Origin of the sequence: Nodosilinea sp. FACHB-141 (genome assembly GCF_014696135.1) — a bacterium.
In the GTDB taxonomy this organism is placed as follows: domain Bacteria; phylum Cyanobacteriota; class Cyanobacteriia; order Phormidesmidales; family Phormidesmidaceae; genus Nodosilinea.
Window position 1 is genome coordinate 198,538 of sequence record NZ_JACJPP010000015.1, and the last position, 23,812, is coordinate 222,349.

Below are 23,812 nucleotides of genomic sequence, written 5' to 3' on the forward strand. Positions count from 1 at the left end.
CTAGAGGCCGGGGTAGAGGCGACTAGCACCCCGGCTTTTCGAGGCCTACACCGTCGCTGTTTCGGGGGCGAAGCGGAAGCCGGCCTGGCGAATGCGATCCATGGCGACGGCGAGGCGATCGCACTCGGCAATCAGGCTGACGCGAATGTAGCCCTCTCCGCCGGGACCAAAAGCGTTGCCGGGGGTGACCACCACCCCAGTTTCCTGCAGCACTGAGAGGGCAAAGTCTGTGGAGGTGCTGTCGGGGGGGCAGGGCACCCACAAGTACATCGTGGCCTGGGGTTTGTCCACCGTCCAGCCCAGGGAGGCAAACTCGTCGATCAAAAAGTCGCGCCGCGATGAATAGCGCTGCTGCACTTCTTCTAGATAGTGGTCGGGTAGCGACAGGGCCGTTTCCGCCGCCCGCTGCAGAGCCGCAAAAATGCCGTAGTCGAGGTTGGTTTTGAGGGTGCGGAGGCCCTGAATAATGTGGGAGTTGCCCACCACAAAGCCTACCCGCCAGCCGGCCATGTTGTAGGTCTTCGACAGGGTGTGAAACTCAACCCCAACCTCCTTGCCGCCGGGAATCTCCAGTAGGCTGGTGGGCTGGTAGCCATCAAAGGCCAGCTCAGCATAGCAGAGGTCATGCACCAGCAAAATCTGGTAGCGGTGGGCAAACTCCACCGCAGCCTCAAAGAACTCGCGAGGGGCCGTGGCAGCGGTGGGGTTGTTGGGGTAGTTAAAGAACAGCGCCTTAGCCCGCTGGGCCACCTCCACCGGAATGGCGTCGAAGTCGATTAGCCAATTGTTGGCGGCGGTGAGGTGCAGGTTGTAGATTTCGGCTCCGGCGATCGCCGGGCCGCGAAAGTGGGCCGGGTAGGCCGGAGTCGGCACTAGTACCAGATCGCCGGGGTTAATAAACGCCATGGCTAGGTGGGTAATGCCCTCTTTAGAGCCCAGCAGGGGCAGGGCCTCGGCGGTGGGGTCGAGGGCCACGCCGTAGCGGCGACCATACCAGTCGGTGATGGCGGTGCGGAAGCTGGCGGTGCCTTCAAAGGGCGGGTAGCCGTGGGTGGCGGCGTCGCCGATCGCCGCGCGGGCGGCCTCCACTACGGGGGCCGGGGTGGGGCCATCGGGGTTGCCCATGCCCAGGTCAATCAGGTCAAGTCCCTGCTCGCGGGCGCGGGCCTTGAGTTCATCCAGGCGGGCAAACACGTAGGGGGGCAGGGCGCTAAGGCGGTGGGCGGTGGGCATCCAGTCGAGGGTCATGGCTGCACCTCCGGGGCAACACTAGAGGACGAACGGGCAGGGGCAGAGGCGCGGGTCTTTTCGCGCAGTTCAGGACACAGGGGCGACACCATAGCCGCCATTACCGCTTCGGGGGTGACGGTAAACGGCAGGTGGTGAATGTCAGATCCCTCGCGGCAGGCAAACTCGGCCACCTGCTGAAGCTGGCTTAGGGTGATGTCTCCCAAGCCCAGATCAGCTAGGGTTTGGGGCAATCCTGCCGCTTGATAAAAGGGCAACAGCTGCTGCCGCGCGGCCCGAGCCAGGGAAGCGTTGCCCCCCATCTCTTCTAGGCGCAGCTGCACTAAAATGCCGTAGGCTACCTTCTCGCCGTGGAGAATGCCGTGGCTGGCGGGTAGCTGAGTCAGGCCGTTGTGTACGGCGTGGGCCGCCACGGTACGGCACTGGGCGCCGCCAATACCCCCTACAACCCCAGCCAGCAGCACCGTAGCATCTACGACCTCCTGCCAGTCAAGGCCACCCCACTGGTGCAGGGCCGCCGGGGTTTTTTGCAGCAGAATGTCGCGCAGTACCCGCGCCTGCTGCACCGCTGCCACCATCAGGGTCTGCTGGCTCGTGCCACTGCTGATCGCAGCCTCATACCACTTAGCCAAGCCATCGCCAATGCCCGCTACTAAAGTACGTCGAGGGGCGGTGCGAATTAGGGCATAGTCCAGAATTAGCAGATTGGGGCAGGTGTTTAGGGACACGTCGTAGCGGAAGGCCCCCTGGTCGGAGTACACATTCGACAGAGCGGTCCAGGCGGCACAGGTAGCGCCCGAGGTGGGCACCGTCACAACTGGTTGATTGAGATGGTGGGCCAGCAGCTTAGCGGCATCGAGCGCTTTGCCACCGCCTATGCCAATCACCACATCGGCTTGGTGATCGGTGGCAGCAGAGTGTAGGTGGGCCAGGGTCGCTTCACTACAGTCGTGACCGTAGGTTACTGTTTGAGTCGCTAGACCCGCTTCGCTTAGGACCTCAACTAGAGGAGCAGCTAGCTTCAGGCTGTGGCTGCCGCCGACAATCAGAGGACGCTGCCCCAGTCGGGCGATTTGCGCAGCGATCCCTCTAGAAATCGCTGCTTCCTGGGCCGTCAAAATGCCGTCTCCCCGAACAACCTGGGCCGGAGCGATGGCAAGGGTGGGTAGTTGAGCGGTGGTCATAGGCCGAGAGAGGGTGGATAAGTAGGTTTATTAGGTGTAGATGGGCTTAGCTTGGGGTAGGGAGCTGGGACCAGGAATCGCGGTTGATCTGTACCTGGAACGGTTCCTCTGAGCCCTTGGGAGTGGGCTGAATTTGGCCTAAGTAGAGCAGTCGAGAGATGCCACCAGGGTTATGGACAACCGTGCGGGCGCGAATGGTGGCGACCTGCCCTGGCAGACCTAGGCGGTAGGGCTTAAACAGATTGCTGGCGGCCTGGTGCAGGGTAGCGTCTAGCGTCTCAGGGGTGATGGCCGGCGGCACCGTAATCACAATTTGGCTAGCCCCGGAGTCGTAAACCGTTGTGTAAGGAATGGCACCGGGCACGGCAGTGCGGCTGAAGGGCTCAAAGCTCAGACCCAGCAGACCAACGGTGAGCACGGCAGCAAACCCCGTTGCCCCCACCAGGCGAAAACGTAGGCCCCACTTCAGCCCAAAGGCCAGCGCCGTCAGCGCTGCCAGGGCTAGAGTGCCAATGCCAGCCCACTGGGTGGCAGTTAAAAATTCAGCGGGGCTGAGCATGGTGCGATCGCATCCTTATAGACTGAGACGGTCAGAGTATCCAAGATATCGCAGAAGCCCTTGGCCCAATCAGGAAAAGCGTTCCCTTGCAGCGATGGAGTCCAGACCCATAGCTATCCCAGAACCACGGTCCTGGTATCTAGCAATACCCTTCAATACCCGATCCTATCAGCAGTTTTCCAGTCTTTGCGGAGCAGGGCCACAACTGGAGGCGGTGGCGCAGCCTCTCCGGAGGAGAATCGCGGTGGTCGAACAGGCAGTAGCACAGCCTTTCCGGGGAGAATCGCGATCGCCATCACCGCTGCTCCAACCAGGCTGAATGAGAGCCGCAAACCCCTTCCTTAGCTACCTCTATATTCCACCTCACCTCACCATCAAAACTCAATAAATTAGGTTGTAAACCTACCCAAGACAGGGTAAAACTTGAAGCCGTAGCAATAAACAACGGCGGCAGCGATGACACAGGTAGCAGATATGGTCATGGGTAAATGGCGACGGGGCATGGGCCGGGCAGTGCTTTTGTTGCCGCTGCTGCTGTTCGGCTGTGGGTCATCTAAGGTCGCCCAGTGCAACCAGCTCGCTGAAGTGGTCAACCAAACCCAAGGCTTTATGCAGGAGTTTGAAGCCGAGATCCAAACCTTTAGCGAGAGCGCCGCCCAGGTCAAAAATCTAGACGACATCAAGCTAGCCGCCAGCCAGTACACCACTGCCGTCGATAAAGTAGTCACCAACCTAGACGGGCTGGTCGGTGATCTCCAGTCCACTACTTTACGGGACGAAGACCTCAGCAAGTTTAGGGACGACTATGTAGGGGTTGTGCAGGGCTTCAGCACCGCCCTCACCGATGCCCGAGAAGCCATGGATCTCGTGGTGCAGGTCGAGACAGAGGCCGAGCTACCCGCCAAAATCGAAGAATCTCAGCAGCAAACCATGACAGCGGTATCTTCCATCGAGACCCTCTCCCAAACCGAATCGCAGTTAATTACTGAGGTCAACGGCTATTGCGGTGCTGCCCAGCCCGCCGATACTGGATCGTAGTCTTGTTTGCAGGGCCGATTTTGCGACCTGTAACCATTTTGGTGGAATAGCCACACCCAGCATTGAGCCGCCTAGAGCTGGGGGTTATTTCCCAGGCTTTAGGCTTCAGCGATCGCCTAGGTATACATACGGATAAATTCATGCCCAAATCAGGCTGAATGGAGACTGACTCCAATTTCCTGACTGGAGACGATTAACTTCTGAGCATTTTGCTCCCTAATATGAAGCATTTTCTTCAACTAAACCTATACTTTGAATTCTGATTAAACCCGCCAATTTAGAAAGCCGCAAGAGCTGTGAGCTTGGGCTATGTTAGGGCATAGCAGCGCTCTACAGCTAAAGGCTGAGGCTTTGGAGCACACTGTGTGCTTAGACCAAATCAGGTTAGCTCTGCAAAGGCGGGCGGGCAAATGGTGCTTGATGCTTTTTACTCAATGCTTACCTGCCCAGTGCTTATGGCGGGTTTCTAAATCATTGAGCAAGGCGATTTTAAGCAGCTCAAGCGCGGTTGTTTTGACCTAAGTAGCCATCATCGTCACCTTGGTGTTATCGGTAAGTTACTGAGGCTAAAAATTCTGTAATTTACCTAGTCTGAGTAATTTTTATCCTGTGACCCACCCGTCCCAAGTTCCGCCTGATTTGAAAGATGATTTGCTGCGAGCCGTAGACAGTAGCCCCGCAGACTGGATTTTGCTAAACCTTGCCCTCAGCACGATGAAAATGGGCGGGCACCGCTACGGAGCCTTTTTAGACGCCGCCACCACCGCCGCTAAACTGGCGATCTACAGCACCTTCGTCGAACAGGGCAACAATATTCGCAAGACGGGGTTTTTGTACCACGTTGAACCCAAACGGGTCAAAGCCATAGTGCAAGAGATTCAGGTCGCCCTGGCGGAGGGGCAGAGCCTCAAGGTACTCAATTCAAAGGAGCCCTACTATCTCATTGCCCTGCCTTTTCTCTGGCAAGAGCACTTTCCCTGTCCCCCTGGTGCGGCACGGGTGCGATTGCAGGGGCTGACCCCCGGCGAGCGCAAGACCATCGAAGAAAGCCTGCCCTCGAGCGCCCCTCGAGCGCGCATCTTAGACCAGGTTGAGTTCGCCGAGCTGATGGAGCTGCTCCATCATATGTCGCAGGAGGAACTGCCCTCCAGCCAGCGCATGCCCTTCAGCGATGCTTTGATGTTGCACATCAAGTTTCGGCTGCTGCACTCCGGTACCGTGATTCAAATTGACTCTCCCCTGGTGGATATTCCGCTGTATGCCCTGGCTAGCGAGTCCTATTCACCCAAGGGGGAGCAGGAGCGAGTCTTTGCCATGATCGACGACGTGGCCAGATTCTTTAGCCTACTGCAAGCCTGGGTGCGAGAAGATGAGGGCGTGCTGCGGGGGGTAGAGGTGTTTGATGTTGCCCCCCAAGATCGCAAGGCCGCTTTAGAAGAACTTGATGCCATGCTGCGTGCCTGGGCCGACAAGTATCACCAGGATGGTGGTCTGCCCATGGTGCTGCAATTTGCCGCAGGCCGCCGCGAGTACGAGTAAAGCGTTAGTTTGCAATCTAGGCCTTAACCCAGTGGCTATGGTCGAAGCGAGGCATTTGAGGATGGGTGAGCCCGCTCGACTCAACCTGACACCTCGCAGCCAGTGAACTCCACCCTCACCCAAAAAATCGGCCAATCTCACCCCCAGGTTGAGTTAAGCTTAAAATATCATAAAGAAATGTAACGCTATGGGCCATGTCTCTTCATTGTCTGGCCGTAGGGTAGTTGTGGTTGGCGCTGGCATTGGTGGACTAACCGCAGCTGCCCTGCTGGCTCGCCGAGGTTATGCGGTGCGGGTATTTGACCAGGCCCGTGTGGCCGGGGGTTGTGCCTCAACCTTTAAGCGGCGAGGCTTTACCTTTGACGTAGGGGCAACTCAGGTGGCGGGGCTAGAGCCGGGAGGCATTCACCACCAAATCTTCAGCGAGCTCGACCTGCCGCTGCCGGAGACGACCCCCTGTGACCCAGCCTGTGCCGTGTTTTTGCCCGGCGAAACCGAGCCTATTCAGGTATGGCGCGACCCCGCAGCCTGGCAGGCCGAGCGCCAGCGGCAGTTTCCGGGCAGTGAGCCCTTCTGGCAGCTGATGCAGACTCTGTTTCAGCCCAGCTGGCGGTTTCAGGCGCGACAGCCGGTGTTGCCCCCCCGCAGCCCTTGGGATCTGTGGCAGCTGACCCAAGCCCTGCGCCCCGATACCCTGGTGACGGTGCCCTACACCTTTAGCACAGTGGGTCAGGTACTGAGGCAGCTGGGGTTGGCGGGCGATCGCCGCCTCAAGACCTTCCTCGACCTTCAGCTCAAACTCTACTCCCAGGTGAGTGCCGATGAGACGGCGGTGCTCTATGCCGCTACTGCCCTGAGTATGTCTCAAGCGCCCCAGGGTCTGTGGCACTTAAAGGGCAGCATGCAGGTGCTGAGCGACAGTTTAGAAAAAGCGCTGGTGCGCGATGGTGGCCTGCTTCAGCTTAATCATGGAGTGCGACAGATCCATGGGGTGCAGGGCCGAGTGGGCGGAGTAACCGTTGAAGACCAGAGCATGGGCAAAACCTGGGTAGAACCCGCTGACCACGTGGTAGCCAATGTAACGGTGCAAAATTTGGTGCAGCTGTTGGGCGATCGCGCTCCCCAAAGCTATCAGCGGCGGGTTGAGGCGCTGCCCGAGGGCAACGGTGCTTTTGTCCTATACCTTGGGGTAGAGGCATCGGCAATTCCCCAAGGTTGTCCACCCCACCTGCAGTTTCTCTACAGCTACGACGGCCCCATTGCCGAAAACAACACCCTGTTTGTGTCGGTTAGCCGCCCTGGAGATGGGCGCGCTCCTGAGGGGCGAGCCACCATTGTGGCCTCATCGTTCACTGACCTTGCGCCTTGGTGGCAGGGCGATTATGAGGCTATGAAGCAGGCCTATACTGATGGTGCTCTGCGGCGGCTGTCTAGCTATTTTGACCTACGGGCCGAGCATCTGATTCACGTCGAGGCGGCTACTCCCCGGACATTTGCCCACTTCACTGCTCGCGACCAGGGCAGTGTTGGTGGGTTGGGGATGCGAATAAACACATTCGGTCCCTTTGGGTTTGCTAACCGTACGCCACTGGCCGGGCTTTGGCTTGTGGGTGACAGTACCCATCCGGGTGAGGGGACGGCGGGGGTGAGCTACTCGGCCCAAACCGTAGTGAGGCAGATTGTGGCCCAATAAAGACTCTTCAAGAGTCTGTGAGGGGCAAATCCTCAAGAAAACTTTAAAAAATGCATCCTACTTAACGGAGAAAACTGTCCCTGTCCTGGGTATTATTGTCTAAACTATGCCCGTACTCTGGGCTGGTCTAAGTAAAACTCGCTACTTAGCCTACCGGCAAACCTGCTGTAGCTAAGCCGTTCCTGTTCCTGGAAGTGCAGCTAATCCCCACCAACATCGGTTTTGATCGGGTGCCTTCGTCATCTACCGCTCTTCTAATCAGGTCAGCAGCATGAGTCCTTGGGATTCCTTAGATTCGTGGTCAAATTACTCTAGTCGGCCCCCAGCTAACCTAGAGGACTTGCTTTACCAGCACTGGCAGTACTGGCGCAAGCAGGAGGCCCCCCATGAGCTGATTGCGCGGTTCCGCAGCCTGTTTTTAGATGTGGCCAACTACCCCGACAGCTCGGTGGCTAGCGCCCTTCTGAGTCTGTCTGAGCAAGAGACCGCTGACCGCGAGTTTAAGTATGTGCTCAACCGCTGCTGCTACACCCTGATCAATCTCTGGTACACCCAGCCTCGTGACCATTGGGCAATTCCAGAACTGGTGCGGCTATTTGAGGATCTGCCCCCCGCCAACAGCACTAACCCCAAGGCTCGAAAGGTCTACGGCTTAGTTAAAGAATTTCCTCAAACTGAGCAGTATGCGTCTTTGGTACGGCTTCAGCAGATTATGGCCCCCGCTCGGGAGGCCGATGTCTCTGCGGCGGCGGTGATTGAAGATCAGCCTCTGGCCCACCGCATTCGCCACTACCCCTTTCTCTACGACAACAGTCTGCTGACCAAAGACAGTGGCCAAGAGCAAAAGCAAAACATCAACGACCTGCGCCGTCGAGCTGAGACCGACCTGGGCATTCGCTTGGCGAGATACCATGCCCAGCACCAAACTTCCGGTCGGGCTATACAGGCGGTCAACCCCACCTTGCTTGATGCTGATGGTCTAGAGCAGGCATTGAGCTTTTACACCGGCAAAATTGATGGCCGTACCCACCGTGACCAAGCTCGCTGGTTTGCTACCTATAGCAAAACTGTGCGATCGTTCCGCGACTTTAAGGATGAGTTTGTCGATTACCTAATTGGCCCGATCGCAGTGGCAGAGCCCAAGTACAGCGGCAACCACTTCACCCGCAACCTGCGCCAGTACCTGCGCGAAACCCTGGCGGAGTTCGATAACCAGCCGTTGAACAGCTTTATTTTGGTTGAGACCTGTCGTCGTCTGCTCAACTTTTTGGTGGTCGATAGCCCCCACCGGCCCGTATTTCGCAACTTTCGCCACCTAGTTGATGACGTGGGGCACACCTTAACCATGGGACTGCTGCTGCGGCTTGTGCTGTTTTGCTCGGCCGCCAAGCCCTGGCTAGAGCGCTGCTTTTCGGTGCTGTTTAATCTGCATGAGCGCCGCACCTGCAAAGAGGTGCCCTGGCTGGTCACTAGCCTAGAGCACGCCAACGTGGCACTGATCACTAACTTTAACGATGTAGGCTACCAGTTTTAGATCGCTACTGGGAGGAGCCAGTCAATGGCTTTAGCTTTCCCTTTGGGCTGGGGAGTATGCTCTGCCTTAGCAGATGCAGGCTAGGGCAACTGGCGAGTTTTAGCCTCCGTCTGGGGTAGGTTAGAGCTCAAGCACGGCTGTAGCCAAGATGACTAGGGCCAAACTTAAGGAGAAAAGGCTTGGCAAAGGGCTGGGTTGGGGTCAAGGGGGTGGCGATCGCCGCCATAGCAGTGGGCCTAGTACTACGTTTCTCTAACTTAGACCGCAAGGTCTACTGGCACGATGAAGTCTATACCAGCCTGCGGGTGGCAGGCTACATTGGCCCAGCTGTGGAAGATGCTGTTTTAGATCGCCCCGATCTGGCCCCCGCCGATCTGTTGCGCTATCAGCAGATGCCGCCATCCCCCTCTCTATCAGCCTGCTGGGATGCCCTGGCCAATCACCCGGAGCATCCGCCGCTGTATTACCTCGCCGCCCACGGTTGGGGACGGATTTTTGGGGCATCGGTGGGGGGCTATCGAGCGATCGCAGCGATTTTTGGGGCGATCGCTCTGGCGGCCATGTTTTGGTTGGGGCGGCAGCTGTTTCCGCTGCACCCGCCAGTGGCCTGGCTGGCCACAGCTCTGATGGCGGTCTCGCCTGTGCAAATCATATACAGCCAGGAGGCCCGCGAGTACAGCCTATGGGCAGTGGGGTTGCTGCTGGCCCATGGTGCCTTGGCGCGGGCGGTGCGACTCAACCAACCCTTGGCCTGGCTGGCCTATGGTCTGGCTTTGGGGCTGAGCTGGTACGGATCGCTGATGACTGGATTACTGGGGCTGAGCCACCTGGTCTTTATGGCATTGACCCAGCGACAGCGACGGCCCTGGATGGGGTTTGTGCTGGCCCAAGGTTTGGGTATTGGGCTGTTCACCCCTTGGATTTGGACAATTGTGCGGCGGTGGGATCGGTTGAAAGAGGTCACCGCCTGGACAGATGACCCTCAGTCTTTAGACTATTTGGCGAAGCTGTGGGGGCTGCACTACAGCGCCACCGTGGTTGATTTTAATCTGCCCATTGACCATCTTTTTACGGTGGTTGGTCCGGCTCTGGTGCTGGGACTGGTGACCGTCAGCCTAGTTCAGATTGGGCGGCACTATCCTCGCTCAACGGCGGTGTTTTTGGGCTGCGGACTGCTGCTGCCGCCCCTGGTGCTGATTTGCGGTGACATCGTGCGCACCGGGCAAATTTCCACCAATACCCGCTACTTTTTTCCGTCGCTGCTGCTGGTGCCGCTGGCGATCGCTCCCCTGCTCAATGCTGGTCTTGCTGCCGCATCGCAGCGCTCTAGGGCAGTGGGGGCGGCTCTTTTGGCTCTGCTGCTCACGCTGGGCATCGCCTCTGGGTTCGCCAACAACCGCGCCTTCACCTGGTGGAACAAATCCCTCAGCTACCCCAACCTGGCGATCGCCAATTATCTCAACGAGCAGAACGCTTCGGTGGTTATCTTTGGCGAGAGCGGCATTGCACTGGGAGAAGCAATTTCCCTCAGCCACTACCTCAACCCTGAGACCGCTCTGTGGCTGCTGCCTGAGAGAACCTTGCCCCCTGTAACCACCCTGCAAGCTGTTGCTCAAGACCAGCCCAGGCTGTTTTTGTTTGAGCCGCCGTCGACCATGCTCGATGCGGTGCCGCCGGGGTGGCAGATAGCTCCAACCGCCGATGTTAACGGGTTTGCTCCCAACGACCTGGTGCGGCTGATTCCGCCGCAGGGGTCTTAAACCGCTAGCTTACGGCTGGAGTCTGCATTTGCAGACTGCCGAGGGTGGCATCCATCGTCACTGAGCCGCCAATGGGCAACGTCCACAGCGGCTCTACATGGCCAATCCACGCGCCCGCATAAGCGGGAATGCCCAGAGGTTTGATGTGGTCTTGCAGAATGTCACTTAGGGTGAGCGAGCCATAGCCTTCGCCGGGACCGCAGGCGGTGCATTGGCCAAACACAAACCCGGCCAGACCGTCGAGCACTCCGGCCAGCTTGAGCTGGGTCAGCATGCGATCGATGCTGTAGGGCGCTTCACCCACGTCCTCTAAAAACAAGATTGCCCCAGTGGTGTCGGGCATATAGGGCGATCCCACAATGCCGGAAATGACCGAGAGATTGCCCCCTAGCAGTGGCCCGGTGGCGCGGCCCGAGGTAATGGTCTGAATACGGCCCTGGTCGCGCATCAAGCGGTCTTGATCGCCACCCAGCAGCGGGTTGCTGTAGGTAAGCGTTTCGCCATTCATGACAATGCGGCGCAGCGGTTCTACCTGATCGTCTCGCCAGGCGGTCAGGCCGTGGGGGCCGTGGAATGTGACCAGCCCCGTTTGGGCGTAGAGGCCCAGCAGCAGAGCCGAGATGTCGCTAAACCCGATGACAACTTTGGGGTTGGCACGAATCAGGTCGTAGTCGAGGTAGGGCAGAATGCGGGCGCTGCCCCAGTCACCGCGAATGGGCAGCAGTGCTTTTACTGCCGGGTCGGCGAACATGGCATTTACATCGGCGGCCCGCTCGGCGTCGGTGCCCGCTAGATAGCCGTAGCGCGCCAGGGCGTGGGGAGCCACGCGGGGCACGAAACCGAGGGCTTTGACAGCGTCGATCACCAGATCGAGGCGATCGCGCTCAAAGGTGGCCCCCGCTGGGCTGACAATGCCCACCGTATCTCCCGCTCGCAAGCGCGGTGGCAGCAGAGCAGGACGTCCTTGGGCCTGCACCGCTCGCTGCCCAAGCGCTACCCCTGCCGCTGCTACCCCCAGCCCGCCCAATAGCTGTCGCCGCCGCATACGCGCTACCCTAAAATTTTGCAACACCACTGCCGAGCATACACCGGAGTCCCCCCGTGACCGCACAACCTCCGTCCTCTTCCCTACCATCCCTTGGACCCGACGATTGGGAACAGCGCTACCAAGAAGGCACCCCTCGCTGGGATCTGGGCCATCCCGCCCCCGCCTTTCAAACGCTGCTGAATGGGGCGGATGCACCACAGCCGGGTCGAGCGATCGCCCTTGGTGCCGGACGCGGCCACGATGCTATCTTCTTTGCCCAGCAGGGGTTTGAGGTCACTGCCGTAGACTTTGCCCCTTCGCCGATTCAGTCGCTGAGAGAGCAAGCCCAGGCGCAGCATCTCTCCCTAAACCTGCTGCAAAAGGACATCTTTGAGCTGACCCCAGACCTGGCAGGCCAGTTTGACTATGCGATCGAACACACCTGCTTTTGTGCGATCGATCCCGCTCTGCGTCCTGACTACGTAGCTTTGGTGGCCGAGTTGCTGGTTCCCGATGGCGAACTGCTGGCCGTCTTTTTCACCCACCAGCGCTCTGGTGGCCCTCCTTTTGGCACTACTGCCGCTGAAGTGCGCCAGTTGTTTGAACCCCACTTTGAAATATTGACTCTGGAGCCAGTGACGAACTCTATACCCTCGCGGCAAGGGGAAGAGCACTTTGGGCGATTGCGGAAGCGGGGATGAGAGAAATGAGGGGATGAGGGAGAAGGGGAGATGAGGAAGACTTTAGCTTACTTCCCCACCCTCCTCACCTTCTCCATCCTCCTGACCTTCCTCACCTGCCCCATCTTTCTCATCTCCTTATACTGAAGAAGACCGTTCACCCCGAACCTTCCCCATGGATTTAGAGCAGATTTCTGCCCAGCTTAAAAGCGAAGACTCGAAAGACCGCATGCTGGCTCTGGCCTCGCTGCGGGATGTGCCTGCGGCTCAGGCGGCACCGCTGATTCGGCAGGCGCTCCACGACAAGAACCTGCAAATCCGTTCGATGGCGGTGTTTGCCTTGGGCATCAAGCCCGACGAAGAGTCCTACGACATTTTGATTAATCTGCTCACCTCTGACCCCGACTACGGCATTCGTGCTGACGCGGCTGGGGCGCTGGGATATTTGGAAGATCCCCGAGCGTTTGAGACTTTGGTGCGGGCCTTTTATGAAGACACCGACTGGCTGGTGCGCTTCAGTGCGGCGGTTTCTCTCGGCAACCTCAAAGATCCTCGCGCTCACGATGTGCTGATGCAGGCGTTGCAAAGTGACGAGGTTGTGATGCAGCAGGCGGCGATCGCAGCTGTCGGCGAGATTGGCGACCTAGAAGCGGTCGACGAAATCCTCAAGTTTGCCCAGTCTGAAGACTGGCTGGTGCGCCAGCGTTTAGCCGAAGCCCTGGGCTATCTGCCCACGCCCAAAACTGAGCCAGCCCTGCGCTACCTCGAAAAAGACTCCCAGTTTCAGGTGGCTGAGTCGGCGAGAATTTCTCTCACCCGACTGCAAAAGCGTAAGGACGGTTAGCGCGCATCGATATCGCTGGGTCAAATTGACATAATGCGGCGTGCAATTGGCAATTTGACCTTTGAAAGCATTACACAGCTGTGCCACTTCACTTTGCAGCGGTCGCTGTAAGCTAAACAGCTGTGCCAGTTTGCTTAACAGCGGCCTGTGTATGTCAAACAGCTGTGCCACTTCGCTTTGCAGCTGTCTGTGTATGCTAAACAGCTATGCCACTTCGCTAAACAGCTGTGCCACTTTGCTTTGCAGCGGCCTTAATTTGTTAAACGGGCTGCTGAGTATGCCAAGTTGCGATCGCAGTGGGCTTGATTTGGCGATCGCAGCCCCCGACAGCAATGGGTAGGCCGTCGGGGGCGGGCGAGGGCTTTACTCAATCAGCACGGTTTTGGTGGCGATCGCCATCCAGACTGTTCCCGTTGGAAAGCTTGTGCTGATAGTGCCGCTGGTGGGCGGCACGGGGATGGGGTCGCTCCAGTCGTTGGGGTCGGTGTAGCCGAGGGCGTGGAAGATTTTGATGGTGCGATCTATAGCGGCTAGGCTGCCGTAGAGCATGTGGCGCACCCGCTCTGGACGAATTTGGGCGGTGCTGGGTGAAGACGGCGGCAGATTAGATGCGCCGCTGGCATCGGGTTCGAGATATTCAAACATGGGTTCTGTCTCCATATGTGGTTGAGGAAGACAGAACGCGAAAACCCCAGCCACCCGCAGCATGAAGTGCAAACTGAGGGGGCTAGGGTACCATGAGCCTAGCCTCGCAATCTGCCTTAGGAGATTTGCGGGGTCAGCTGTCTGTTGGTGCCGCTAACACCTCCAGGCAGCGCTAAAGTTTTCGAGTTCTGTGTGGTCGCCGCTCCGCCGAACGGCTTAGACGAGTGTACTGATACAAAAGCTCCCCGTCAACTGTATGTAAGGCACTTTCTGAAAAATAACTCAGCCGTTTCATGGGCTTTTCACTTCTCGGTTACCGCGAATCAAAACATGAGTTACTGGTCATAGTACCTTTACATCTTTACGCTTTAATACTGTAAAGATCATCACAATATAATTAATCTAAATCCTATGGCTATTGACTTAACATTAAGCTTAGTTTTTTGACTTGCAAAAGAACAAAGCTCTGATTTACTATCCTTAGCTGTAAGGATGAGACCCTCCTGATATCGATACATTTGCTCAGCACTATATTGCAAAATATCGCTGTAGGATTGAGGCCTCTTTAACCCTTGCGTTGTCATTGAGGAATTTCAATGGGTATTAGTGTTAGTATCGTTGCTGGTCCAGATGAGTCGAGCTCTAGTGTAACTGCTTCCGGAAGTGTGCAGCATGTTATTACAGATAAGGAAAGGAAAACTTTCAAGCTCGAAGACCGGCAGCTTAAAAATGCAGTAAATGCTTATTTTGGGAAAAGCCCAAATGATGCTTTTCTTTGCAGCCCAACTCCATGGGATGATCTATACAGAAGATATGATTGGCCTCAAGTTCAAATGATTCTGGAGGTTCAAAGCGCACAGATTCTTTCGATAGAATCGAATCCAAAAATAGTTAAAACCCAAACATTCAGAAACCGCAGTGCTAGGAACTCAGGTGAATTCGATTGTTCAATAACAAGCACAGTAGAAACCTCGGCAACTTCCACGTGGAGTACGGGTGGCGAGCTCACTATTGAGCAGAGTTTCAGTTACAAAGTAGGAGTTCCTGACGCTGGGGTTGAGGGAGAAACTACGTTGTCATATATGCAGTCTTGGGGTGTTGGTGGGGAACATTCGCAAAAGTACACGGTTGGCTCAACTTCTGGTTTGATGGTGACGCTTGAACCTGGCGAAGAAGAGATAGCAACGATTTCGGCTAGTGAAGGTAAGATGAAGGTTAGAATAAGGTATAGAGCCTACCTAACTGGGTATACAGCCTTAAACTACAATCCAAAGCACAGAAATCATCACTTCCATGCTTTACCTATTGAAGCAGTCATGGCTGCAGGCGGCATTTCTAACTCTCTAGAATTCACAGAAGATATAGAGGTTGGTTACTATTCTAATTCCGAAGTCATACTGGGGTCAGATATCCGAAATGCTCCGCAGTCACCTCCTTCTGCTTCTCCAGCAGTTGCCACAGCTACGTCAAAACCCACATCTCCGCAAGGTACGACTCAATTACAAAAAGACTGGCGCTGGTGCCGTAAGTGCGAGGCTCTATTTTACTCTGGGGGGAAAGCCTTAGCTGGAAAATGCCCTGGAGGGGGACAGCATGAACATCAAGGAAGTGGAAACTACACCTTGTCTCAAGATGCGTCTGTAGGCCAAAAAGACTGGCGCTGGTGCCATAAGTGCGAGGCTCTATTTTACTCTGGAGGAAAAGCCTCAGCCGGAAAATGCCCTGGAGGAGGCCAGCATGAACATCAGGGAAGTGGAAACTACGCCTTATCTCAAAATCCATCTGTAGGTCAAAAAGACTGGCGCTGGTGTCATAAGTGCGAGGCTCTATTTTACTCTGGAGGAAAAGCCTCAGCCGGAAAATGCCCTGGAGGAGGCCTGCATGAACATCAAGGGAGTGGGAATTACGTCCTATCTCATCTGTAAGTCGAAAAAACTGTCAGTTGTGTCATAAAACTCAAGATTTTCTTAAAAGGACAAACTCTCTATGGAAGTTTGTCCTTTTAAGGTGAATATTAATTCTTTGTGCAAGCATCAAGGTTGTACGATTGCAGATTTCCTTTAGGTTAGGTTGACATAGGAAACCCAACAATACCAGAAGAATTTCACTCCCAACCCACCATAGTATTGCATAGTGCTAGGTTAGTGGTGGCTGTTGGGTTTTCTAGCTTAACCCAACCTACTAACTTAGGTTTTTGTAGCGGTGTTATGAGTGCAAATTTTTGGAAGGCTCCAGCTTACGAAGTCCCGATTGATAAAGCAGTCCGAGTTGAACTGCTGAAGCTGCATAACCGGGATATCATTTCGGAGAACGGTTGGCCAGAATCCTTTTGGAACTATGTCCAAGACCGTAAGTTGCTTGATGGCGAAGAGGCACAACACGTTATTCAATTATTTCAAAAACTCTCTCCAGGAGAACCAGCTCGGTGCCATATGCCACCGTGGGAATTAGCATTCTACGACGAGACGGAACTTTTGTTCACAACCACACTTTGCTTTGAATGTTCCAATGCCTACGTTTACACAGTCCATGGCAAAGATCTACATGCATTTGACGTTTCTGAGCCTCATGCTGAAGAGTTGCTAGCTTTTCTAAAGCAGGAATTTTCTCTTATTTAAGACTATATGAATTTCAAGGTGAGGGTGTCGCAGTCTCTCCTGTAGATTGGATTGACGCAGAAAACACAACAATGTCAGAAGAATCTTATTCCCAACCCACTGTGTCTTGAAGATGTGCCGTCGATTGAACGTAACAACAGTGAAGCAATAAGCGGCACCAGCCGTTTTAGCACGACAGCATTGCATAGGAATTGCCCATTGAGAATAGACCTAGGAAAGATTCCCACCCTCAGGGTCTGAAGCCGCTAGAATTTCTCTGACCCAACTGCACAAACGGCAGGCTGGGTAGCACACTACTTTGTTAGAGCACTATGGCTACGCTCTCCCTGCCCCGACTTCAGCTTCAACCCTTATGCCATCGGCGATCGCGATGGTTGGGAGCATTGGGCGGCATGGCGATCGCCCTCATCACCGCGATCGCAGCACCCACCCCCGCCGCCCAAAACCCGGTGATTCAGGTGGGCATTGTGCAGCGCTTTGGCGAAGACCTACAAGACCGCATCACCCTCGAAGCCCTGCCCGGCGAGCAGCTCACCCTCAGCTTTGACACCCAGGGCCAGCCCCAAACGGTGACCGCGACGCGAGTTGTGATCGGCCTCACTCCAGAGCAATTGCCCGAAGCCACCTTGGGCGAGCGCGTGGTGCTCAGCAACCACCGCAGCTTTGAGACTGCCGAATACAGTGCCCAGCAGTGGCGCGATCGCGGCATTGAGCCCGAGATCGCTCAGCCCGGCAGTTGGGAAGTGTGGGCTAACCGTGAAACCTACAACAGCCCCCTAGTGCGTCGCCTGCTGGTCAAAAACCTGCAAGCCCAAGGCTTTACCGAAGTCTTTCTCGACAGCGAAGTGGTGGGTCAAATTCCCCGCACCTACTTTGAAGCCAACGGCTATCGCTATGGCCGCGACACCCTCGACATTCGCGCCAGCGGCGGGCGAGTGCGGGTGACCCAGCCCGGCGAGCCACCCGTCACCCGCGTCTATGGCGGCACCCTGCGGGTGCAGCCCAACACCTACGGCACCTACACCCTGGTCAACAACGTGCCGATCGAAACCTACCTGCGCGGCGTGGTGCCCCACGAGATTGGTGCCAGTGCGCCAGTGCCCGCCATTCAGGCCCAGGCGGTGCTGGCTCGCACCTATGCCCTACGCAATCTGCGACGCTTCGCCATCGACGACTATGAGCTCTGCGCCGACACCCAGTGTCAGGTCTACCGAGGGCTGACCGGCACCGCGCCCGTGGCCGACCAGGCCATTCAGGCCACTCAGGGTCAGGTGCTCACCTACCAAAACGAGCTAGTGGATGCCCTGTATTCCTCCACCACTGGGGGCATTACCGCCGCCTTTAGCGACGTGTGGGATGGCCCCGATCGCCCCTACCTACGCCCGGTGGTCGATACCGTCAACGGCCTCTGGGATATCAACCAGTACCCCCTCAGCTCCGAGGAGGCAATTCGCGCCTTTATGGCTATCGACAAGGGCTTTAACGAAGACACCTGGGAGCTGTTTCGCTGGCGCAACGAGAGCCCCCTGGCCGAAATCACCCAGGACTTAAGGACCTACCTGGGCCGCCGCCAGCACCCGATGGCAGGGCTGACCCAGGTGCGATCGGTGCGCGTTTCAGAACGGGCTGACTCGGGTCGGGTGCAGGCGATCGACATCGAAACCGACCTGGGCGTGGTGCAGCTCAAGAAGGATGAAATTGTGCGGGTGCTCACAGCCCCCCGCAGCCTGCTGTTCTATGTCGAGCCGATGTATCAGGCTCCGGCAGCGAGTGGAACTCCTGCTGCCCCTGCTTCGGGACAGATCACGGGCTACCGCTTTGTGGGGGGCGGCTGGGGTCATGGCGTCGGCCTAAGTCAAACTGGGTCGTACCGCCTGGGCAGCCTGGGCTGGGCCTATCCTCGCATTCTCCAGTTCTACTATCCTGGCACCACGCTACAGCCGATTGGCGAAAATCTGACCTTCTGGCGTGAGCCAACGTAGGTGTGGAGGGTGAGGCTGCTTAGGGGTAGGCAGAGGCGCTACTAGCCCAATACATCGCGCAGCATTTGGCGGTGCTGGCTGACCGAGGCCAGGGTGTTGGCGGTCATTAATCCACAGGCGGCTACCGCCGGTAGGCCAATGCCGGGGAAGGTAGAACCGCCCACGCAGAGCAGCCCCTCAAGCGGGGTCTTTGGCCCTGGAAAGAGGCCGTCTTGAACCGATATGGCGGGGCCGTAGCTGCCCCGATGGCAGCGCAAAAAGCGTTCGTGGGTGAGGGGAGTGCCGACCAATTCCACCTCCACGCGGCGGCGCACATCGGGGATGATGCGCTCTAGGGCTTGCCAGAGGGGTTTTGCCCGTTCTGCCTTGAGCTGGGCATATTCGGGGCTGCGGCGATCGCATCCCTGCCAAAGTTCGTAGGGCTCATTGGCGGGGGTGTAGACATGGATGGTGTGCTTGCCTGGCGGGGCCAGCGACGGATCGAGCACCGTGGGAATCGACATGACGATGAGATTCTGCGGAGCGTCAATGCCCCGTTCCCAGTCGTCGACCGTGATGTAGTGGCAGGCCAGGTCAGAGGGAAGTCTCTCACCGTCGATGCCCAGGTGCAGGTGTAGAAAGCTGGGGCACTCAGGGGTGGCCTGGCGCTCTTCTACAAACGTCTTTGGCAAGGCTCCATCGGGCACCAGCTTCAGCGTGTCCCAGATGGAGGCGTTGGAGACCACGGTGCTGGCTTTGAGGGTTTCGCCCGATTTCAGGATGACTCCGATCGCGCGTCCCTGCTCCACCAAAATTTCGTTGACGTGAGCGCCCAGCCGCAGAGTGCCGCCATACTTCTCTAGGCCGCGCACCAGGGCCTCGATCAGAGCAGCGCTACCGCCCATGGGATAGTCCAGCGTTACGCCCGGACGATACCACTCGGCAAACATAAAGGCCATTTCGGCGGTGCTGGTGCCCTCGGCGGGTAGGCCCGACAGCAAAAAGCACAGCATATTCATCCAGTTGCGAATGAAGGGATCGCGGGTGGTGCGATCGAGCACGTTGCTGAAGGGTTTGCTGGACTGGGTGAACGCTGGAGCATTGCGCAGCAGTTCCCAGGTGTAGGGGGCCACGGTTTGCACCGCACCCAGATCTAACCTCAGAGCGGCGGGGGGGAGGGCGGTGGCCGCTTTGCCCAGGGGCACCATCGCTTTTTGCAAGTAACGCCACTCTTGCACAGCGGTCTCGCCCCGCAGCTCCCGCAGCACGTCGGCGAACTGGTCGTTGCCCACAGTGGTGTCAAAGTCGCCCTCGGGCAGGCGCACGCCCCAGGTGTTGTAGTTGGCCCAGGTAATGCTATCCCCTTCGCCCACCGCATCGAGCACGTGGCGCAGGGGGTTGGTAGAAGCCCGGTACGACATTCCTGAGTAGAGGGATGGCCCCGAATCAAAGATGAACCCCTGGCGCTCAAAGCCGTGGGCTGCTCCGCCCGCGATGGTGTGGCTTTCGCAGACGGTGACGCTATAGCCGTAGCGGGCCAGCAGCGCGCCACAGCACAGGCCACCAATGCCGCTGCCGATCACAATGACATCGGTGGTTTGGGGAAACGGCATGGCCCTATCTTCCTGTATAGCCCTGGATGTTCTCAGGACGAAACTTGCGCAGAATGGGGGTGGCCTGGCGAACCACCGCTTCGGAGCCGCGCACTACCACCAAAAATTTGCCGTCGTCGAGTCGGTTGCGGTACGAGAGGGCATCGCCACTGCCGAGAATGCCCATGCCGCCGCCAATAAAGTAGGCTCCCATCGATCCCCCGATCGCCCCGAGCAACCCACCGATGATCTGGTTGCCCAACCGCCCCGTGAAGGCAAAGGTATCTAGCCCGGTAATGATGTTGAACATGAACCCAGCAGCGAAACCAAAGGGCACCAGCCACACCGCCATCAGTCGAATTTGATTCCAGGCCTGGTCGGCGGGGTCGACAAGCCCGTATTCGTCGGCGCTCTTGAAGCCTTTGCCCAAGATGTCGAAGTTATCTGTGGGCAGACTGGCTTCTTCAAGGGCGCTGTAGGCTTCTTCGGCTTTGATGCGATTGTCTAAAACGGCAACCAGGTAGTTCATTTGCAAAAGACAATGGGGCAAAGACAGTTGGGTGTGAACCCAATAGTTATTATGCCGCGTCGATGTTCATCCCTCAGGGAGCGTTGACCGACTAAACCTGACCGCCGGGGCAAACTGTAGACCATTGCTCTAGGTTGGCCCTGGCCTGAATGAACCCGGCAAGCTCGCCCCGGTAGGCAATCAGTCGGGCGCGATCGGTGGAGGTAGGCGGTATCAGCACCACTAAGCGATCGACCGAGGCGGCGGCACAGGCCCAGTCGCTAGCTTCCACAGCCCTGGCTAAAGTTGCCTGGCGCTGGACGATTTCGGCCTGTTTGGCGGCCTCGGCTCGCTCTTGGGCGATATAGGTTTGCATATTGCGAATGCCGGCGTTGGCGTAGCGATCGCCCGGCCGAAATGTCAACGCCCGGCGAAAGTTGATCAGTGCTGTGTGGTAGTCTCCCAGTTCGGCGGCAGAGTAGCCCGCCAGCATGGCGTAGCGGTAGGACTGCGATCGCGTCTGTTTCAGGCGGCTATCTAAGCTAAATTCTGCTGTCGTCGGCGTTGGCATTTTCGCCAGAGCTGGCTCCAACCCGCTGCTGACTAGGGCTGCTCCGAGAGCTAAACCTACCGCAATTTTGCCCACCATCTCCATTGCTGCCATCCTTGTTGCTGCCTACGCTACACGACCGTTTAGGGTAGCGAATTTTTTGCCGGTCGCCGCATCAATCTGTGCGATGGTTTCTGAACGGGAGCCTAGACACTCTAGGCTATCCAGGTGATTTACAATAGGTTTAGCTAGGGAGAAAATACCAGTTGTGGTTGTTCCAAAGCCTCGCGCTATGCAGATGGTGGTTACAAGAGCTAGCCTCCATGCCCCAAAGCAAGATGCTACCTATTGGCGTAGCCAACCCCATACAGACAGACTAAAAGCTCTAGAGTCTATCCGGCAGCAATACCACCTCTGGAAATACGGTGCTGAACCAAGATTTCAAAGAGTTTGTACAGTCGTTAAACGATAATGAGGTGCGCTATCTGGTGATTGGTGGCTATGCTATCGCCTCTGCTAGAAACCAGGTTTCTGCTGCGCCGTGCCTCAAGCCCTGGCCCTGCCCTTAAAAACCGGGGTTTTCTCTGTCGTTAGGCAGCGTAACTGCGTGGGTAGTGCCTTTTAGGGTGGGTTGCGCTTAAATTGAGAGCAACCCACACGAGATCTACTCATTGACTAAGCCAGGCCGGTACCAGGGCAAACGCCTGAGCGCCACTGAAGTCACCCGCCTCTACGCCGCCGGAGAACGCGACTTTCGCGGTGCGGTGCTGCGCGGGTGCAATTTTCATAGGGTAGATCTGTCGAGAGCTGACTTTAGCGGGGCAGATATTCGCAGCGCCCGGTTTGTGGAAGCGACGCTGGAAGAAGTAAACTTTAGCCACGCTAGGGCCGGGTTGCAACGGCGGTGGGTTGTCGGTCAGTTGCTCTTAATCGTTCTTATCTCCGTCATTACAGGATTTCTGCAAGGCTTTGCCGGAGCTTGGATTGGATACCTGCTGACTGAAGGTTCTCAGGAATTCCTGATTGCAGGACTAGTCAGTTCAGTTCTAGTCATCGTCGTTTTCTTAACGATTGCCCGCCAAGGCTTCACGTTAAAAGCATTAGGAAGCGTCGCTCTCGCTGTCGCTGTCGCTTTTGCTAGCGCTTTCGCTGTCGCCGTTGCTTTCGCTAGTGCTTTCGCTGTTGCCGTTGCTTTCGCTGGCGCTTTCGCTGTTGCCGTCGCTTTCGCTTTCGCTGGCGCTTTCGCTGTTACTGGCGCTATTGCTGTTGCTGGCGCTGTTGCTGGCGCTGGCGCTGTTGTTTTTGCTTTCGCTTTCGCTGTTACTGGCGCTATTGCTGGCGCTGTCGCTTTCGCTGTCGCTGTTTCTTTTGCTGTCGTTTTTGCATTCGCTTTCGCTTTCGCAAACTTACTACTTTCACTCTATATCAGTCGAAAAAGCCATAGAGGAGATCCAAAATTTGAGAATCTTCGCATTATTGGATTAGCCTTTACGGCCCTGGGGGGTACCACCTTTAGCGGCGCAGATCTCACCGGGGGCACCTTGGCCCATGCCATCCTCAAAAGCGCTAACTTTGCCGATTGGTGCCAGCGGCCCACCACCCTCACCCACGTTCGCTGGCACCAGGCTCAACAGCTCGATCGCGCCCGCCTAGGCATCGCCATCCTGCAAGACCCACGCGTGCGGTTGCTGCTCACCACCCTCAACGGCATCGACCAAGACCTGAGCAACGCCGATCTGCGCGGGGCCAACCTGGCCGGGGCCAAGCTCCACCGTGCCATTCTTAAGGGTGCGAACCTGAGCGGGGCCATCCTGCACCACGCCGAACTTCACGAGGCCACGCTGACCGAGGCCAACTGCGTCGGCACTGACCTCACCGCTGCCCAACTCACCGGGGCCTGCCTCGAAGCCTGGAACATCGACAGCACCACCATTCTCAAAGACATCGACTGCCAGTATGTGTTTCTGCGAAAGCAGCCTGACGGGCGGGGCGACCGAGAGCGGCGACCCCATAATCCTGACAAAGACTTTCAGCCCGGCGACTTTGAAAAATTCTTCAAAGACATGCTCGACACCGTGCAGTTGCTCATTCGCAACGGGGTCAACCCTGACTCGTTTAAGGCAGCATTTCAGAGCATTATCGAAACGCACCCCGACATTACCGCCGACTCCATTCAGGGCTTTGAGCGCAAGGGCGACGATGTCCTAGTTACCATTCAAGTGCCCGAAGCCACCAACAAAGCCGATATCGAGCGCACTTGGGACGAAGTGTATGAAGCCCGCCTCACTGCCGCCACCGCCGCTGCCCAACTCGAAGCCGAAAAGCGCCGAGCCGACGACATTAAAGATATTTCCCTGGGCTTCAGTCGATTTTTATCCAGCGTACAAATTAACAATATGAACAACCCCATTAACACAGGCGACGGCAGCTTCTACGCCGGGGGCGACGTCAACCTATCGGGCAGCACCCTTAACTTGGGGCAAATCAGCGGCCAGGTCACCAACCAGCTCAATCAAATTCCTGCGCCCGCTGCTCCCGACCAGCCCGACCTGCGCGACATTCTCACCCAGCTCAAAACCGCCGTAGAAACCGACGGCGAACTCAGCAACGAGGAAAAAGCCGAAGCCCTGCAAGCCGTGGCTCGCATTGCCACCGCAGGCACTGAACCCAACCCCGATGACAAAACCAAAGGTATCGTCAAACGCGCCACTACCACCCTCAAAGGCATGACCGAGACCCTTACCGATGCCTCAAAGCTAGCCGAGGCCTGCACCAAACTGCTGCCCCTAGTACTTAGCCTGTTCGCTCTGCTTTAGGCCGTCCGCTCAGCAC

Annotated in this window: 20 protein-coding genes and 1 pseudogene; 13 read left to right on the forward strand and 8 right to left on the reverse strand. The window is 57.1% G+C overall.

Annotated features, from left to right (window positions below; genetic code table 11):
• Positions 1-45 precede the first annotated feature (45 nt).
• From H6F59_RS17120 to H6F59_RS17130, 3 genes are read right to left on the reverse strand one after another with little or no spacing between them, the layout of a single operon-like run.
• Positions 46-1,248, reverse strand: a complete 1,203-nt coding sequence (locus H6F59_RS17120; protein ID WP_190702691.1) for an aspartate aminotransferase — start codon at positions 1,246-1,248, stop codon at positions 46-48.
• The gene (locus tag H6F59_RS17125; protein WP_190702694.1) at positions 1,245-2,432 is read right to left on the reverse strand and encodes an iron-containing alcohol dehydrogenase family protein; all 1,188 of its coding nucleotides are present in this window, start codon (positions 2,430-2,432) and stop codon (positions 1,245-1,247) included. The genes H6F59_RS17120 and H6F59_RS17125 overlap by 4 nt, the downstream gene beginning before the upstream one ends.
• 46 nt (positions 2,433-2,478) lie before the next feature.
• Complete coding sequence (locus H6F59_RS17130) at positions 2,479-2,991, reverse strand: Ycf51 family protein (protein ID WP_190702697.1); 513 nt, start codon at positions 2,989-2,991, stop codon at positions 2,479-2,481.
• A 456-nt stretch (positions 2,992-3,447) separates the two neighbouring features.
• Here H6F59_RS17130 and H6F59_RS17135 point away from each other — a divergent pair, with 456 nt between their 5' ends.
• The 5 genes from H6F59_RS17135 to H6F59_RS17155 all read left to right on the forward strand — a co-directional run bounded on the left by H6F59_RS17135 (position 3,448) and on the right by H6F59_RS17155 (position 10,555).
• On the forward strand, positions 3,448-4,029 hold the full coding sequence (locus tag H6F59_RS17135; protein WP_242021525.1) for a hypothetical protein: 582 nt from the start codon (positions 3,448-3,450) through the stop codon (positions 4,027-4,029).
• 609 nt (positions 4,030-4,638) lie between these two features.
• Positions 4,639-5,568 (forward strand): heterocyst differentiation control protein, encoded by a 930-nt coding sequence (gene hetR, locus H6F59_RS17140; protein WP_190517414.1) that lies wholly within the window; start codon positions 4,639-4,641, stop codon positions 5,566-5,568.
• A gap of 187 nt (positions 5,569-5,755) precedes the next feature.
• The gene (gene crtD, locus H6F59_RS17145; RefSeq protein WP_190702700.1) at positions 5,756-7,261 is read left to right on the forward strand and encodes a C-3',4' desaturase CrtD; all 1,506 of its coding nucleotides are present in this window, start codon (positions 5,756-5,758) and stop codon (positions 7,259-7,261) included.
• A 271-nt stretch (positions 7,262-7,532) separates the two neighbouring features.
• Positions 7,533-8,795: a hypothetical protein gene (locus H6F59_RS17150; RefSeq protein WP_242021526.1), complete on the forward strand. Its 1,263-nt coding sequence runs from the start codon at positions 7,533-7,535 to the stop codon at positions 8,793-8,795.
• 179 nt (positions 8,796-8,974) lie between these two features.
• A complete protein-coding gene (locus tag H6F59_RS17155; protein ID WP_190702703.1) occupies positions 8,975-10,555 on the forward strand; it encodes a glycosyltransferase family 39 protein in 1,581 nt (526 codons plus the stop codon).
• 4 nt (positions 10,556-10,559) lie between these two features.
• Here H6F59_RS17155 and H6F59_RS17160 read toward each other — a convergent pair whose 3' ends face one another.
• A complete protein-coding gene (locus H6F59_RS17160; protein ID WP_190702706.1) occupies positions 10,560-11,600 on the reverse strand; it encodes an LD-carboxypeptidase in 1,041 nt (346 codons plus the stop codon).
• A gap of 56 nt (positions 11,601-11,656) precedes the next feature.
• Here H6F59_RS17160 and H6F59_RS17165 point away from each other — a divergent pair, with 56 nt between their 5' ends.
• Together H6F59_RS17165 and H6F59_RS17170 are read left to right on the forward strand one after the other, a co-directional pair.
• Positions 11,657-12,283, forward strand: a complete 627-nt coding sequence (locus H6F59_RS17165; protein ID WP_190702708.1) for a methyltransferase domain-containing protein — start codon at positions 11,657-11,659, stop codon at positions 12,281-12,283.
• Between the two features lie 154 nt (positions 12,284-12,437).
• Positions 12,438-13,106 (forward strand): HEAT repeat domain-containing protein, encoded by a 669-nt coding sequence (locus H6F59_RS17170; protein ID WP_190517424.1) that lies wholly within the window; start codon positions 12,438-12,440, stop codon positions 13,104-13,106.
• A gap of 363 nt (positions 13,107-13,469) precedes the next feature.
• Here the strand turns inward: H6F59_RS17170 and H6F59_RS17175 are convergent, their stop codons facing one another.
• Complete coding sequence (locus tag H6F59_RS17175; RefSeq protein ID WP_190703058.1) at positions 13,470-13,751, reverse strand: hypothetical protein; 282 nt, start codon at positions 13,749-13,751, stop codon at positions 13,470-13,472.
• Positions 13,752-14,347: 596 nt separating this feature from the next.
• On the opposite strand from H6F59_RS17175, the gene H6F59_RS17180 reads away from it, so the two are divergent.
• The 3 genes from H6F59_RS17180 to H6F59_RS17190 all read left to right on the forward strand — a co-directional run bounded on the left by H6F59_RS17180 (position 14,348) and on the right by H6F59_RS17190 (position 18,351).
• Positions 14,348-15,676 carry a hypothetical protein gene (locus tag H6F59_RS17180; protein WP_190702711.1) on the forward strand — a complete coding sequence of 443 codons (1,329 nt, stop codon included), beginning with the start codon at positions 14,348-14,350 and terminating at the stop codon, positions 15,674-15,676.
• Positions 15,677-15,898: 222 nt separating this feature from the next.
• Positions 15,899-16,369 (forward strand): hypothetical protein, encoded by a 471-nt coding sequence (locus tag H6F59_RS17185; protein WP_190702714.1) that lies wholly within the window; start codon positions 15,899-15,901, stop codon positions 16,367-16,369.
• 311 nt (positions 16,370-16,680) lie between these two features.
• Positions 16,681-18,351: a SpoIID/LytB domain-containing protein gene (locus H6F59_RS17190; protein WP_190702717.1), complete on the forward strand. Its 1,671-nt coding sequence runs from the start codon at positions 16,681-16,683 to the stop codon at positions 18,349-18,351.
• Positions 18,352-18,392: 41 nt separating this feature from the next.
• Here H6F59_RS17190 and H6F59_RS17195 read toward each other — a convergent pair whose 3' ends face one another.
• From H6F59_RS17195 to H6F59_RS17205, 3 genes are all read right to left on the reverse strand, one after another.
• Positions 18,393-19,943, reverse strand: coding sequence for an NAD(P)/FAD-dependent oxidoreductase (locus H6F59_RS17195; RefSeq protein WP_190702722.1), 1,551 nt, complete (start codon positions 19,941-19,943; stop codon positions 18,393-18,395).
• Between the two features lie 4 nt (positions 19,944-19,947).
• Positions 19,948-20,451, reverse strand: coding sequence for a hypothetical protein (locus H6F59_RS17200; RefSeq protein WP_190702725.1), 504 nt, complete (start codon positions 20,449-20,451; stop codon positions 19,948-19,950).
• A gap of 91 nt (positions 20,452-20,542) precedes the next feature.
• Positions 20,543-21,094, reverse strand: coding sequence for a hypothetical protein (locus tag H6F59_RS17205; protein WP_190702728.1), 552 nt, complete (start codon positions 21,092-21,094; stop codon positions 20,543-20,545).
• Between the two features lie 650 nt (positions 21,095-21,744).
• Here H6F59_RS17205 and H6F59_RS27675 point away from each other — a divergent pair.
• From H6F59_RS27675 to H6F59_RS26480, 3 genes and pseudogenes are all read left to right on the forward strand, one after another.
• Positions 21,745-21,852, forward strand: a pseudogene (locus H6F59_RS27675) (pentapeptide repeat-containing protein); the annotation flags it as partial.
• Between the two features lie 298 nt (positions 21,853-22,150).
• Entirely contained in the window at positions 22,151-22,465 is a 315-nt protein-coding gene (locus H6F59_RS26475) for a hypothetical protein (RefSeq protein WP_242021527.1), read from the forward strand.
• 56 nt (positions 22,466-22,521) lie between these two features.
• Positions 22,522-23,796, forward strand: coding sequence for a pentapeptide repeat-containing protein (locus H6F59_RS26480; RefSeq protein ID WP_242021528.1), 1,275 nt, complete (start codon positions 22,522-22,524; stop codon positions 23,794-23,796).
• The last annotated feature ends 16 nt before the right edge of the window (positions 23,797-23,812 follow it).

What these genes read in the sequence shown, in the direction of transcription:
- H6F59_RS17120 (WP_190702691.1), bottom strand. Translation starts at nt 1,248, where the DNA reads ATGACCCTCGACTGGATGCCCACCGCCCACCGCCTTAGCGCCCTGCCC.
- H6F59_RS17125 (WP_190702694.1), bottom strand. Translation starts at nt 2,432, where the DNA reads ATGACCACCGCTCAACTACCCACCCTTGCCATCGCTCCGGCCCAGGTT.
- H6F59_RS17130 (WP_190702697.1), bottom strand. Translation starts at nt 2,991, where the DNA reads ATGCTCAGCCCCGCTGAATTTTTAACTGCCACCCAGTGGGCTGGCATT.
- H6F59_RS17135 (WP_242021525.1), top strand. Translation starts at nt 3,448, where the DNA reads ATGACACAGGTAGCAGATATGGTCATGGGTAAATGGCGACGGGGCATG.
- crtD (WP_190702700.1), top strand. Translation starts at nt 5,756, where the DNA reads ATGGGCCATGTCTCTTCATTGTCTGGCCGTAGGGTAGTTGTGGTTGGC.
- H6F59_RS17150 (WP_242021526.1), top strand. Translation starts at nt 7,533, where the DNA reads ATGAGTCCTTGGGATTCCTTAGATTCGTGGTCAAATTACTCTAGTCGG.
- H6F59_RS17160 (WP_190702706.1), bottom strand. Translation starts at nt 11,600, where the DNA reads ATGCGGCGGCGACAGCTATTGGGCGGGCTGGGGGTAGCAGCGGCAGGG.
- H6F59_RS17170 (WP_190517424.1), top strand. Translation starts at nt 12,438, where the DNA reads ATGGATTTAGAGCAGATTTCTGCCCAGCTTAAAAGCGAAGACTCGAAA.
- H6F59_RS17175 (WP_190703058.1), bottom strand. Translation starts at nt 13,751, where the DNA reads ATGTTTGAATATCTCGAACCCGATGCCAGCGGCGCATCTAATCTGCCG.
- H6F59_RS17180 (WP_190702711.1), top strand. Translation starts at nt 14,348, where the DNA reads ATGGGTATTAGTGTTAGTATCGTTGCTGGTCCAGATGAGTCGAGCTCT.
- H6F59_RS17190 (WP_190702717.1), top strand. Translation starts at nt 16,681, where the DNA reads ATGGCTACGCTCTCCCTGCCCCGACTTCAGCTTCAACCCTTATGCCAT.
- H6F59_RS17195 (WP_190702722.1), bottom strand. Translation starts at nt 19,943, where the DNA reads ATGCCGTTTCCCCAAACCACCGATGTCATTGTGATCGGCAGCGGCATT.
- H6F59_RS17200 (WP_190702725.1), bottom strand. Translation starts at nt 20,451, where the DNA reads ATGAACTACCTGGTTGCCGTTTTAGACAATCGCATCAAAGCCGAAGAA.
- H6F59_RS17205 (WP_190702728.1), bottom strand. Translation starts at nt 21,094, where the DNA reads ATGGCAGCAATGGAGATGGTGGGCAAAATTGCGGTAGGTTTAGCTCTC.